The sequence below is a fragment of the Paeniglutamicibacter gangotriensis Lz1y genome, assembly GCF_000348945.1.
Lineage (GTDB): Bacteria > Actinomycetota > Actinomycetes > Actinomycetales > Micrococcaceae > Paeniglutamicibacter > Paeniglutamicibacter gangotriensis.
This window is the reverse complement of sequence record NZ_AOCK01000001.1, coordinates 397,251-409,585: the sequence shown is the minus strand read 5'-3', so window position 1 is coordinate 409,585 and position 12,335 is coordinate 397,251. Positions and strand designations below refer to the sequence as shown.

Sequence of the window (12,335 nt, the reverse complement as noted above, 5' to 3'; positions counted from 1 at the left end):
CTCGTACCGAAAGGAAAACGATCGTGGAGATTCTTTCAAGCCGCGTGCTGTTGCGGCCGGTTGATCTGGCCGGGACCCAGGCGTTCTACCGAGATGTCCTAAAGCTGGCCGTGGCCCGCGAGTTCGGCACCGGGCAGCACAGCGGTGTCGTGTTCTTCCTGGGCAATGGACAATTGGAAGTTGCCGGCAGCCGCGAGGCCGACACCCCGTCCACGCTGATGCTCTGGTTGCAGGTCCGCGACGTCCACACCGAAGTGCAGCGGTTGGCGCAGCACGGGGTGGAGGTTCTTCGGGAGGCTCGCACCGAACCGTGGGGGCTGATCGAGGGCTGGATCAAGGATCCGGACGGCACCCGGATCGTGCTGGTCCAGGTCCCCGAGGATCACCCGATCCGCCGCGACCAGCGCGATCTGTAGTCTCAGGCTTCGGCTGCGGTCGATACTCGTGGTACCGACTCGCCCGTAACATCGCGGTGCCCTACATTGGGTACCTCAAGACACCGCCCCTATGAAGAGAGCCGCATCGATGACCCAGCTTCCCGACCTCGAGCAGTTGCTCGCTGACCCGGTGGTTGCTGCACTCTCCCGCTCCGAGGAGACCGCATGGTTCAGAGATCGGCCCACCCCAACGATTGACGGGATCAAGGCTTCGGGCATCGACCCGGCGATCACCGAGGATGCCCGGGCACGCTTCCGCCGCTTTGCCCCATGGTTCGCCGAACGCTTCCCCGACACCCGCCACACTCACGGCATCCTGGAATCCCCGCTGGTCGGCGTCCCCGATCTGCAAACAGAACTCGGCAACCGCTACGGGAAGGCGCTGCCGGGCAAGCTCTGGATCAAGCGCGACGATTTACTACCAGTCAGCGGATCGATCAAGGCACGCGGTGGCATCCATGAGGTGCTCCAGGTGGCCGAGCGGATTGCCCTCGAGGCGGGCCTCATGGAACCCACCGATGACGCCCGGGTGCTGATGACCCCCGAGGTGCAAGAACTGCTCTCGGCTCACGGCATTGCCGTGGGTTCCACCGGAAACCTGGGCTTATCGATCGGCATCGTTGCCTCGGAACTCGGCTTCAACACCACCGTGCACATGTCCATGGACGCACGAGCATGGAAGAAGGAGCTGCTGCGTTCGCGCGGGGTCACCGTCGTGGAGCATGCGGGGAATTTCTCTGATGCAGTTGCTGCCGGACGCCGCACCGCACAGGAGGATCCCAGCGTCTGGTTCGTCGACGATGAATCCTCGTTAAGCCTGTTCGCCGGTTACTCGGTCGCCGGGGAACGGTTGGCCGGCCAACTAGCTTCGCTGGAGGTCACCGTCGATGCGCAGCATCCACTCTTTGTCTACCTGCCTTGTGGTGTCGGCGGCGGTCCGGGCGGTGTGGCTTTCGGGTTAAAGCAGACCTTTGGGGATGCGGTGCACTGCATCTTCGTCGAACCGGTCAGCTCCCCGTGCATGTCACTGGGTGTGCGCACGTCCCTGCACGATGCCATTTCCGTGGCGGACATCGGATTGGACGGGCTCACCGCGGCGGATGGTCTGGCCGTGGGCCGTCCCTCCCGCCTGGTCGGCGAACACCTGCAACAGCTGATCGACGGCTACGTGACCATCACCGATGAGCGTATGAAGGCGTGCGTCGGGTTGCTTCACACGCTCGAGGGAATCGATGTGGAACCTTCCGCCGCTGCCGGTGTCCCCGGCCCGTGGCAGGTCCTTGCCAATAAAACCTACCTATCGACATTCGGATTCGATGATGCCGCCCTGGCCAGTGCCACACACATCATCTGGTCCACCGGAGGGTCCATGGTCCCGGCCGAGGAGATGGCCGGTTACGTGGCCGAGGGCCAGAGACTGGCTGGCGAAGTTATCTGGGGCTAATCCGGGAATCCTAATCCTCTTGAACCAGCCGTGCCCACCCATCAAGCAATTTGGGTGGGCACGGCTGGTTCGGGAGATGGTGTGGAGCGTCCGGGTCAGTTGGCGAAGGTGTCAGTCAGCTTGCCTTTAGCATCCCAGAGCCCCAGGGAGTCGCCGCTGTTGTTTAGCACCGCAGTGCTCCCACCCAGGTAGAACGCTTCGGCGCGGTTGGTTCCCGGGCCCGAATACACGCGCAGTTCGGCACCGGGGGTCAGCTTGAAGCCCTGTCCGATGCGCATGATGTTGTTGGCCGCGTCGCGCAGCACGTAGCCGCTGACGTCGATGGTGCGGTTTGAAGTGTTGGCCAGCACGACGTGTTCGCCGGTTTCGGGCTGCAGATCGTTGCCCGAAACATCGTTGACCGAGTCCGCGATAACCACCCCGTTGTTGGACGGGAAGACCTTTTGGCCGTCCAGGTGGCGGTCGAGCTGCTGAGGGAAGTCGCCGGTGAGGCGCTCGACGCCCAAATCGAGGGCCGCATCCGCTGCCTTGGTGGAATTCACCGTGTACACGCCCAGACCAAGCCCAGCCTCCTTGACCCGGTCGGCACCTGCCGCGTCGAGGTTCCGGTAGCTGGTGCCAAAGGAGTCGGCATAGCTTGCATAGTCGGCAAGGACCGCGGCACTGGGGACGGAGCCGGTTAGCTGCTGCAGCGGGACCTCGGGTGCCAGTGCGGCAAATTTCTTGTTCGAAGCCGCGTCAAAGCCCAGTACCTCGATCTTGCCGGCGTCCTTAAGTGATTTCCACTGTGGATCGTTGGCCAGGGCATCGGCAACAACCTGTTCAACGCCCGGGGACTGTGCCGGGGACTTGATTTCGATAAACACCCCGGTGTTTCCGGTCAGCACCTCGGGGATATCGTCAAAGTGCGGGATCTTTTGACCGGCGAAGTTGCTCGAGAAGTAGGAGCCGGCATCGAGCTGCTGCAGTTCGTTCCAGCTGAACGAGGTGATCGGGGCATTGGCCCGCTCCGGAAACACCTCTTCGACGTTGGTGGTGCGTGCGGGAGTGTCATCGTGGAAGATAAACGGAACGCCGTCGCTGGACAGCTGGACATCGATCTCGACAAAATCGGCGCCCGACTGGCTGCCCGCCTTGAAGGCGGCCAGGGTGTTTTCCGGTGCGATGCCTCCGGCACCGCGGTGGCCGATCAGGATCGGTGCATCATTCTCGGTGCTGGCAACGGGTGCCGCGACGGCAGGTGCGCTCAATCCCGCAAATAGGCAGACGGTCAGGGTTCCAAGGGCGGCGGTACGAAACTTCATGGTGGGGGGTCCTTCAGTGTCGGGGACGGGCACCCACCACGCTGCCCTTCCCGAACATCGCTGCGGTCACGGCGAAGTGAACCGCGCGTTAAGATCGTCTCCTCCCTCGGTGAGAGTCCACGCACGCACGCGGAACGGGCCACTGCCCAGCGCCGGATGCTCAGGGACCAAAACCATGTCACATCCGTTATCTGGGTCAGTCTTCCGGCGTCTCGCTGCATAGGATTGGACCGGTTTAGTGAAAGGACGGGGACATGGTTGCGCTGTTGGATACGGTGGTTGTCGGTGGCGGGGCCATGGGCTCGGCCACCGCGTGGGCGCTGGCCACGCGAGGTCGTGAGGTCACGCTACTTGAACAATTCGCGCCAGCCCACACCTTTGGCGCATCCCACGGAAGCACCAGGAATCTGAACCTCGGGTACTTCGATCCCGTGTACGTGGCCATGCTCGCCGAATCCCTCGAACTTTGGGAAAGGCTCGGTTCCCAAAGCGGGCAAGCCCAAGTGACGCGCACCGGCATCGTGAACCACGGAGCCCCGGAAGAACAGGGGCGGGTGCTCGCCGCGCTTTCGGCCGCCGGCATCCGCGCCGAAGAAGTGTCCGCGGCCGAGGCTACCGAGCGCTGGAATGGCATTCATTTCGCCACATCCGCGCTACACATGCCCGATGGCGGCCAACTGAACCCTGACCTAGCCTTGCCGAGCTTCCAGCGTGTGGCCGCCGAACACGGTGCCAATATCCGTCACGGGGTGCGGGTGGTAGAGCTGAAGATTCTCGGGGACAACCAAGTGCGCCTGGTGCTGGAATCGGCGATTGGGACAGAAACCGTGGAGGCACGCACCGTCGTGCTCACCGCCGGCGCCTGGACCGGAGAACTGCTGCCCGGTTCGGTGCGCTTACCTGCTATGCGCGTCACCCAGGAACAACCACTGCACTTCGCCCGGCGGGATGAGTCCAGCGCATGGCCGGGCTTCAACCACACCCTGGTTCCGGGCTCTGTAGGTTTTGAAAACGCCTACGCTCCGGTCTACGGAATGCTCACACCCGGCGAAGGAATCAAGGCAGGCTGGCACGGGACCGGCGCCCTGACGCACCCCGATCAACGAAGTTTCACCTCCGAACCGAAGCAGCTGCGCGCCCTGCAGGACTACGCACGGGTATGGCTGCCCGGTGTCGACGCGGATGCCTATACCGAAATCAGCTGCACCTACACGAACACCCCGGATGAGGACTTTATCCTTGATCGCATGGGACCGATCGTCGTTGGAGCGGGGTTCTCCGGTCACGGGTTTAAGTTCACCCCGGCGATCGGGCGGATCCTTGCGGATCTGGCCGATGGCAGTGGGCCGGCGCCAACCAAATTTGCTGCCGGGCGCACCATCACCGGTTCGGTGTCATCGCCCGCGTTCATCAGGAACCCGGAGAATACTTTTTAGCGGCTTGCGGCCAGCGCTTCCTGGACCTGGGCCGCTGCCTGCTTCAGCGCCGGCAACACCGTATCGGCGGCATCCTGCGCGCTGGTGTGCGACTGCGGTCCCACGCTCATGGACACGTTCATCGCGGCAACCACCGACCCGTCGGGGGCGAACACCGGTGCGGCGACCGAACGCAACCCGATTTCCAGTTCCTGGTCCACGATCGCATAGCCCTGCTCACGGACCTTGGCTAGTTCGGTGCGCAGTTCCGCCAACGTGCCGATGCCGTGTCCGGTCGGGGCGCTGATGCCCTCGGACAGCAGTTTTTCCAGCACGCCAGGCGCCTGGTAGGCCAGCAGCACCCTGCCCATGGAGGTGTTGGCCGCCGGGAACCGGGTGCCAACCGAAATCCCCACGCGCATGATCGAGCGGGTGTGCACCCGGGCGATGTAGAGGATGTCGTGGCCTTCGAGGACCGAGGCCGAGGCCGATTCATTCACCGTGGAGGAAAGCTCCTCGAGCACCGGCTCCATCAGCTGAGGCAGCGTGGCACTGGAAAGGTACGAGTAGCCCAGCTGCAGGACCTTGGAGGTGAGCTCGAAGAACTTCCCGTCCGAGCGCACGTAGCCCAGTTCCTGCAAGGTCAGCAGGAAGCGACGGGCCGTGGCACGGGAGAGGTTCACGCGCTTGGCCACCTCGCTGAGCGTCATCGAGGGGTGCTCGGCGCCGAAGGCACAGATGACATCCAGGCCGCGGGCCAGGGACTGCACCGAGGTCGAAGCGCTCGGTGCCGGGGTACCGGTTTCCTGTCTCATCTGCTGTGGCTCCTGAAAGTTTCTATCTTCGGAAATAAGAAGGCCCGCGCATCTCGGTGCGCGGGCTGCGATGGGTGCGGTCCCTGGGGCCAAGGCCCCGGAGATCGCACCCACCAATCTACGTGAGTTTTTTAGGCTCCGCGGATCAGTTCGATCGGCAGGCGCTCGGCAAGTTCCTCGAAGGTGATCCCGTGTGTGGAGCGCACCGTCACCCCACTCTGATCAATGACGAAGATCGCGGACTCGGTGTAGATGCGCGAGACGCAACCCAACCCGGTGACCGGGTAGGAAAGTTCCTCGACCAGCTTGGACTCACCGGCCTTGGTGAACAGACCCATCATGACCCAGGTCTGCTTGGCGCCGATGGCCAGGTCCATGGCCCCGCCCACGGCAGGGATCGCACCCGGCGCCCCGGTGTGCCAGTTGGCCAGGTCGCCTTCCTGCGACACCTGGAAGGCGCCCAGGACGCAGACGTCCAGGTGTCCGCCGCGCATCATCGCAAACGAGTCGGCGTGGTGGAAGTAGCTGGCGCCGGGCAGCTCGGTGACCGGAATCTTGCCAGCGTTGATCAGTTCCCCGTCGATGTCCTCCCCGGTGGCCACCGGGCCCATGCCCAGCATGCCGTTCTCGGTGTGCAGGGTGACGCCCTGCTCGGTGGTGAGGAAGTTCGAGACGTTGGTCGGCTGTCCGATGCCCAGGTTCACGAAGGCGCCGGCCGGAATGTCCGCGGCGACCAGCTTGGCCATCTCGTCGCGGCTCAGTGCCGCGTCGGTGGAGGTGTATTCGCTCATTATTTGGTGCCTCCAATGGTGACCAGAGTGTCGACGAAGATGCCGGGGGTGATGACGTTTTCCGGATCCAGCTCGCCGGCTGCGACGATCTCGGAGACCTGCACGATGGACTTCTTCGCGGCGGTGGCCATAATCGGTCCGAAGTTGCGGGCGGTCTTGCGGTAGACGAGGTTGCCGAGGGTATCGGCGCGCTGTGCCTTGATAATGGCGAAGTCGGCGCTGATCGGGGTCTCGAGCACGTAGCCCTTCCCATCGATCACGCGGGTTTCCTTGCCCTCGGCCAGCATGGTGCCGTAGCCGGTGGGGGTGAAAAACCCGCCGATGCCCGCACCCGCGGCGCGGATGCGCTCGGCCAGGTTGCCCTGCGGGACCAGTTCAAGTTCGATCTCCCCGGCGCGGTAGGCCTCATCGAAGTGCCAGGAGTCGGACTGGCGCGGGAAGGAGCAGATGACCTTCTTGACGCGGCGTTCCTTGATCAGCAGGGCCAGTCCGGCGTCGGCCTGGCCGGCGTTGTTGTTCACCACGGTCAGGTCAGTGGCGCCGCAATCCATGAGCGCGTCGATGAGTTCCATCGGCTGGCCGGCGTTGCCGAACCCCCCGATGAGCACGGTGGAGCCGTCATGGATGCCGGAGACGGCTTCCGCGGCGGAGGTGGCTATGCGTGGTGCCATAAGTTGTTCTCTCCTTGAAATCTTAGGGGTGGGGCGAAGTTTTTTTGGGGGGACAGTATCCCCTCGGGGGGGGTGTTTAGGCGGTGGCGTTCGGGTTTTCAAGTACGACGGCCAGACCCTGACCGACGCCGATGCAGATCGCTGCAACGCCCCAGCGCTGATTGCTTTCCTGCAGGCGGCGGGCCAGGGTGCCCAGGATGCGCAGGCCGGAGGCGCCCAGCGGGTGGCCGATGGACAGCGCACCGCCCCAGGCGTTGACGATGGCCTCATCGATGTCCCAGGCCCGGATGCAGGCCAACGACTGGGCGGCGAAGGCCTCGTTGAGTTCCACCGCGGCCACGTCCGACCAGGAGATGCCGGCCTTGGCCAGCGCCTTGTTGGCCGCCTCGACCGGCGCGAAACCGAAGTATTGCGGGTCCAACGCCGAAGACGCACGGCCCGCGATGCGGGCCAGCGGGGCAGCACCGAGTAATTCGCCGCCGCGTTCGGAGCCGATGAAGGCCGCCGAGGCGCCATCGGACATCGGCGAGGCGTTGCCGGCGGTGACGGTGCCGGTAGCGGCGTCGCGGAAGACGGTGCGCAGTGCGCCGAGGGTTTGTGCGGTGGAGTCGGCGCGGACCGTCTCGTCCATGACCACCTCGGTGCCGCGCTTATTGGCCGGCGGCACGGAGACCACGAGGTTGTTGTACTTCCCGTTCTCCCAGGCCGCTGCAGCCTGTTGGTGCGAGCGGGCGGCGAATACGTCCTGGTCTTCGCGGGTGATCTCGTACTTTTCGCGCAGCTGCTCGGTGGCCTCGCCCAGGGAGACGGTCCATTCCTTGTTCATGGCGGGGTTCACCAGGCGCCAGCCCAAGGTGGTGTTGGCCAGTTCAAGGTTGGCCATCGGGAAGGGGCGCTCGGTCTTGGGCAGCACCCATGGGGCACGGCTCATGGATTCGACGCCGCCGACAAGCACCAAATCTGCATCGTCGGTATTGATCTGGCGGGAGGCGGCAATCGCCGCGTCAAGCGAGGAGCCGCAGAGACGGTTCATGGTGGTGCCGGGCAGCGAGGTGGGCAGGCCGGCGAGCAGGGTGGCCATGCGGGCGACGTTGCGGTTCTCTTCGCCGGCGCCGTTGGCGTTGCCGAAGATCGATTCGTCGATGCTGTTCACATCCAGCTGCGGGGCGCGGGCCACGAGCTCGCGGACCACATGTGCGGCCAGATCATCGGGGCGGTGGGAGGAAAGGCTGCCGCCGATCTTGCCGAAGGGGGTACGGATCGCGTCGTAGAGGTACGCCTGCTGCATGATGTGGGGACCTGGCTTCCTGTTCAATATGTTCGCATCGCGAACGCTTGTTCACTAAATGAACTTTATCAGCTTGCCGGTGGCCTCACAAGAGGCCTGCATAAGAATGGCGCCCGGCCGGGGATGAACCGCTTCCTACTACCCGGCTCTCAGCTTCTGCCTTCCAACACGCAAGAGAAGCGCAGGGGGCTACGGGAGGCGGACATGCCTACCCGTCTAAAGAGAGAGGTCAGCCCTGGCTTCTTGGTCTTCCACAACCACACGAAAGTAATGAACTCCCCGTGCCGACGGCGTCGCGAAAGGGCCAGTATTTGCCACAAACGCAACGGGGCCATGGCCCCGCGGCGTCACAGCTCGTCTTCCAGTCGCTCGGTGAGGATTCGCTTTGCCCGGGCCTGCAGGATCGCCAGGGAATCCTTGATCAGCGGCGAGTCGAGGCTCCCCTTGCGGACCGCAGCGACAATTCGCCGCGAGGGATTCCCGCGGCCCGAGAGGGGCAGTCGAACGACATTCTCCGCACTGCGCAAGGTGGCCAGTCGCGGCAGCAGGCCGACCCCCAACCCGGCGCCAACAAAGGCAATCTGGGTTTCCCACTCGACTGCCTCATGGGCGATTCTCGGCGTCACCCCGACTGCCGTGAACGCCGCAACGAACAGGGCATGATAGGCGGATCCAGGGGCTTCGGTGATCCATGGGTCCGTTGCGAGCTCTTCGAGTGTCACCGTTTTCCGTGTGGCCAGCCGATGGTCGGAGGGAAGGATCACGTCGAGGGGATCGTTCAGCAGGGTGGTCTGCTCGAAGCGGTGGTCTTCGTCGGCGTGCGTGTCGGACTGCATGGCCACAATGACGGCCAAATCGACTCGCTCGGCCACCAGCAGGTCGAAGCATCGCGCCGGATTCGCCTCGAGCACCTGGACTTCGACCATGGGGTGCCCCAACCGGAGCGTGGCGGCAAGCGGCGCCAACAATTGGGCGGCGGCGCTAGAGAAGCCAGCCAACCCAAAATTCGATTGCACCTGTCCCCCGGCGTCCAGTGCCGCGGCCCGCAGGCGCTCCCATTCGGCAATCATCGCATCCGAGCCCGTCACCAGAAATCGGCCGGTGGCGGTCAAACGCAGGCCCCGCCCGTCCTTCGTCAGCAGCTGCATTCCGAGCCCGCGTTGCAGTTCCCGCAACTGCGCGGAGACCGCGGAAGGAGAGTAACCGGTGAGCTCCGCGGTGGCTGCGACGGTCCCGCTCCGGGCAAACACCCTGAGCGTGGTCAGCCGTGAATCGATCATGCACTCATTGTGCACTATTCCCGCCTAAATCTTGCGCTTTTGCCGCAGCCCAATTGTGACTAACCTCATGATTGCAACGCTTTCAGTAGCACCGGCGCAGCAATTCGCTTGTAGTTCCGCGCATCAGACGCCGACCCAGCCCTCCGAGGAGTCAAGAATGTCTGTATCAGTGAACCTGCCGCTCAATTCACGCGGCAAGCTCGCTTCGTCCTTGCCGGCCGAGCAACTGGCGGAAATCACCGAACTCTTTGAGAACCGGCTCGAAGGCCATTCCCTCGATGCCCCCTTCTACACCGATCCAGCGATCTTCAAGATCGACATGCACGCCATTTTTGGCCAACACTGGATTTTTGCCGCAAGTGTTGCCGAACTCCCAGAACCAGGGGACTACGTCACCGTCGACTATGGCCCGTATTCTTTGATCGTCTTGCGAAATGACGAGGGCGGCGTGAATGTCTTGCACAACGTGTGCCGCCACCGCGGCGCGCGGGTCTTGACCGAATCCACCGGAAGCACCGGAAATCTGGTGTGCGGCTACCATTCCTGGACCTACTCCCCCGAGGGCAACTTGATCCACGCATCGGCCCCCGGGGAAACCAAGTTCGACAAGAGCTGCTTCGGTCTCAAGCGGGCCCACGGCCGTGAGTACGCCGGACTCATCTTCGTCTGCATGGCGGACGAGCCGCCGGCGGACTTCGAGGAAACAGCAAAGATCTTCGAGCCCTACCTCGCGCCCCACGACTTGCCCAAGACCAAGGTGGCCTATCAGCAAAACATCATCGAAGAGGCCAACTGGAAGCTGGTCATGGAGAACAACCGGGAGTGCTACCACTGCGATGGCCACCCGGAGTTGGCTTGCTCCCTCTTCCCCACCTGGGGCCTGACCGAGGGCCTCGTCCCGGCGCATCTGGAAGAAGTTTGGGATCGCAACACCCAAGCCCAAGCAGCGCTTGAAAAGCGCTGCCAACGCTATGGCATTCCCTACGAAGTCTTCGAGGAACTCGATACCCGAGTGGCGGGAATCCGCATCTCCCGCGAGTCCCTCGATGGCGACGGCGAATCGTTTTCACCCGATGGGCACCGGCTCTCCAAGAAGCTGCTCGGGGACCTGCGCGATTTCCGACTCGGTCGCTGCTCGATGCACCTGCAGCCCAACAGCTGGTTTCACTTCCTCAGTGACCACGTCGTCACCTTCGCCGTGTTCCCCATCAATGAGCACCAAACCCTGGTGCGCACCACCTGGCTGGTGGCAGATGACGCCGTCGAAGGCGATGACTACGACCTCGAGAAGCTCACCCACACGTGGAAGCAGACCAACCTGCAGGACAAGGCGTTTGTCGAACTCTGCCAAGCCGGCGCCAACAGCCCGGTCTATGAGCCGGGCCCGTACATGAAGAGCGAATACCAGGTCGAGGCCTTCATCAATTGGTACGTGCAGCGGGTGCAGGAGCACCTGGCATGAGCGAGAGCACCACCATCACCGCGCCACCTCAGCAACCTCAGCGCATCCGTGGCCTGGAAATGCCGTGGAACCGGGTGCTGGGCAGCACCGAGGGCCCGGCCAGTGCCGCCCGCGCTCTGGGCCCCTGGCATCCGCAGGAGTTTCTGGCCGAGTGCGTCGAGATCGTTCCGGAGGCCGGCGGAATGCTGACCTTCCTGTTCCGCCGCGTCGACGGAGCGCCCCTGGCGTTTCGACCGGGCCAATACCTGAACATTTCTTTTCCCGTGAACGGCGAAGACCAGGACCCGGCGGACCGCAGCTACTCGTTATCCAGTTCGCCCACCAAACCGTGGACCTTCGACGTCACGATCAAACGCGACCCCAAGGGCCTGGTCTCGCAGTGGGTGCACGAAAACGTCGGCCCCGGCACGGTACTCGAGATGCTCGGACCGGTCGGGGCATTCCACCTGCCCGACGTCGACCGGCGGGCACGTTACCTCTTACTGGCCGCCGGCGCCGGCATCACCCCCATCATGTCCATGCTGCGGACCATCCATTCCTTGCCCGGCCAGGCCGATGTCGTGGTGCTCTACCACGGTGCCGCGCCAGGCGCCTTCGCCTTCCATCAGGAGTTGGCCTACATCGCCACCGTAGATTCGCGCGTCAAGGTCTTTTACTCCCTAGGCGACCGCGGCACGTACGAGGGGTGGGAAGGCCTGACCGGGCGGATGACCACCGCCATGCTCGACGAGGTGGCACCAGATGCAAACGGACGCCAGGTCTATGCCTGCGGCCCCGAGGGGTACCTGAACAACGTCTCCGAGCTGCTGGCAGCGGTCGGCGTCGACGATACCTCCATCCACATGGAGTACTTCTCCGGCGACCGCCAGACGAGAATGGAATACCAGGCAGAGGTCGCGCTGGCCGGGGACATTGCGGAAGAAATCGCCGAGGAAATCGCCGACTCCGCGGAGGACTACTACGACAACCAGCCCGCTGCCTTCGGAATCTACGAACCGGGCTACGATGCCGAGGGACCGCTGGAGTCCGAGGGCCTGCCACTGGAAGCGGCCGACCCCGCCATGTCCGAACCCGAAGCCCCCGAAGCCGAAGCGGAAGAAACACTGGACACCGACGGCCCCGATATTTCGGCGTTCGAGACCGTCGGAACCGGAAGCCTCACCATGTCCTTTGTGCGCACCGGCCTCAACGTCCTGATCAATCCCGAAGAAAAGATCCTGGGCATTGCCCAACAAGCCGGTGTCAGGATCGGGGCCAATTGCCAAGAAGGCATGTGCGGCTCCTGCAAGGTCGTCAAGCTGTACGGCGACGTTGACATGAACCACCAGGGAGGGATCCGGGCCAGGGAAATCGACGCCGGCAAGTTCCTCCCGTGCTGCTCGACGGCGCAAACCGATCTGGTGATCGATGCCTAGCCCCTTCCTGTCG

General features: G+C 63.8%; 11 protein-coding genes. 5 read left to right on the top strand and 6 right to left on the bottom strand.

All coding sequences use genetic code 11. The annotated features are described in order from the left end of the window. The first annotated feature begins 23 nt into the window (after positions 1–23). On the top strand, positions 24–416 hold the full coding sequence (locus ADIAG_RS01890) for a VOC family protein (RefSeq protein WP_007269599.1): 393 nt from the start codon (positions 24–26) through the stop codon (positions 414–416). Between the two features lie 91 nt (positions 417–507). Beyond that, positions 508–1,881 carry a D-serine ammonia-lyase gene (locus tag ADIAG_RS01885; protein ID WP_200859342.1) on the top strand — a complete coding sequence of 458 codons (1,374 nt, stop codon included), beginning with the start codon at positions 508–510 and terminating at the stop codon, positions 1,879–1,881. 95 nt (positions 1,882–1,976) lie between these two features. Here ADIAG_RS01885 and ADIAG_RS01880 read toward each other — a convergent pair whose 3' ends face one another. Then, the gene (locus ADIAG_RS01880; RefSeq protein WP_007269597.1) at positions 1,977–3,185 is read right to left on the bottom strand and encodes a glycerophosphodiester phosphodiesterase family protein; all 1,209 of its coding nucleotides are present in this window, start codon (positions 3,183–3,185) and stop codon (positions 1,977–1,979) included. A gap of 254 nt (positions 3,186–3,439) precedes the next feature. Between ADIAG_RS01880 and ADIAG_RS01875 the strand changes: the two genes are divergently transcribed. Beyond that, the gene (locus ADIAG_RS01875; RefSeq protein WP_007269596.1) at positions 3,440–4,621 is read left to right on the top strand and encodes an FAD-dependent oxidoreductase; all 1,182 of its coding nucleotides are present in this window, start codon (positions 3,440–3,442) and stop codon (positions 4,619–4,621) included. Here the strand turns inward: ADIAG_RS01875 and ADIAG_RS01870 are convergent. The 5 genes from ADIAG_RS01870 to ADIAG_RS01850 all read right to left on the bottom strand — a co-directional run bounded on the left by ADIAG_RS01870 (position 4,618) and on the right by ADIAG_RS01850 (position 9,445). Next, the gene (locus tag ADIAG_RS01870) at positions 4,618–5,415 is read right to left on the bottom strand and encodes an IclR family transcriptional regulator domain-containing protein (protein WP_007269595.1); all 798 of its coding nucleotides are present in this window, start codon (positions 5,413–5,415) and stop codon (positions 4,618–4,620) included. The two genes, ADIAG_RS01875 and ADIAG_RS01870, sit on opposite strands and share 4 nt — an antisense overlap. 131 nt (positions 5,416–5,546) lie before the next feature. Continuing rightward, positions 5,547–6,206: a 3-oxoacid CoA-transferase subunit B gene (locus tag ADIAG_RS01865; RefSeq protein WP_007269594.1), complete on the bottom strand. Its 660-nt coding sequence runs from the start codon at positions 6,204–6,206 to the stop codon at positions 5,547–5,549. Then, entirely contained in the window at positions 6,206–6,877 is a 672-nt protein-coding gene (locus tag ADIAG_RS01860; RefSeq protein ID WP_007269593.1) for a 3-oxoacid CoA-transferase subunit A, read from the bottom strand. The genes ADIAG_RS01865 and ADIAG_RS01860 overlap by 1 nt, the downstream gene beginning before the upstream one ends. Positions 6,878–6,953: 76 nt before the next feature. Then, entirely contained in the window at positions 6,954–8,165 is a 1,212-nt protein-coding gene (locus ADIAG_RS01855; protein WP_007269592.1) for a thiolase family protein, read from the bottom strand. 347 nt (positions 8,166–8,512) lie between these two features. Next, entirely contained in the window at positions 8,513–9,445 is a 933-nt protein-coding gene (locus tag ADIAG_RS01850) for a LysR family transcriptional regulator (RefSeq protein ID WP_043472624.1), read from the bottom strand. Positions 9,446–9,602: 157 nt separating this feature from the next. Between ADIAG_RS01850 and ADIAG_RS01845 the strand changes: the two genes are divergently transcribed. Next, positions 9,603–10,907 (top strand): aromatic ring-hydroxylating oxygenase subunit alpha, encoded by a 1,305-nt coding sequence (locus ADIAG_RS01845; protein WP_007269590.1) that lies wholly within the window; start codon positions 9,603–9,605, stop codon positions 10,905–10,907. Then, the gene (locus ADIAG_RS01840) at positions 10,904–12,322 is read left to right on the top strand and encodes a ferredoxin reductase (protein ID WP_007269589.1); all 1,419 of its coding nucleotides are present in this window, start codon (positions 10,904–10,906) and stop codon (positions 12,320–12,322) included. The genes ADIAG_RS01845 and ADIAG_RS01840 overlap by 4 nt, the downstream gene beginning before the upstream one ends. Positions 12,323–12,335 lie beyond the last annotated feature (13 nt).

Bases quoted from the DNA above. Each gene is read 5' to 3' on its own strand.
- ADIAG_RS01885 (WP_200859342.1), top strand. From the start codon at position 508: ATGAAGAGAGCCGCATCGATGACCCAGCTTCCCGACCTCGAGCAGTTG.
- ADIAG_RS01880 (WP_007269597.1), bottom strand. From the start codon at position 3,185: ATGAAGTTTCGTACCGCCGCCCTTGGAACCCTGACCGTCTGCCTATTT.
- ADIAG_RS01875 (WP_007269596.1), top strand. From the start codon at position 3,440: ATGGTTGCGCTGTTGGATACGGTGGTTGTCGGTGGCGGGGCCATGGGC.
- ADIAG_RS01870 (WP_007269595.1), bottom strand. From the start codon at position 5,415: ATGAGACAGGAAACCGGTACCCCGGCACCGAGCGCTTCGACCTCGGTG.
- ADIAG_RS01865 (WP_007269594.1), bottom strand. From the start codon at position 6,206: ATGAGCGAATACACCTCCACCGACGCGGCACTGAGCCGCGACGAGATG.
- ADIAG_RS01860 (WP_007269593.1), bottom strand. From the start codon at position 6,877: ATGGCACCACGCATAGCCACCTCCGCCGCGGAAGCCGTCTCCGGCATC.
- ADIAG_RS01855 (WP_007269592.1), bottom strand. From the start codon at position 8,165: ATGCAGCAGGCGTACCTCTACGACGCGATCCGTACCCCCTTCGGCAAG.
- ADIAG_RS01850 (WP_043472624.1), bottom strand. From the start codon at position 9,445: ATGATCGATTCACGGCTGACCACGCTCAGGGTGTTTGCCCGGAGCGGG.
- ADIAG_RS01845 (WP_007269590.1), top strand. From the start codon at position 9,603: ATGTCTGTATCAGTGAACCTGCCGCTCAATTCACGCGGCAAGCTCGCT.
- ADIAG_RS01840 (WP_007269589.1), top strand. From the start codon at position 10,904: ATGAGCGAGAGCACCACCATCACCGCGCCACCTCAGCAACCTCAGCGC.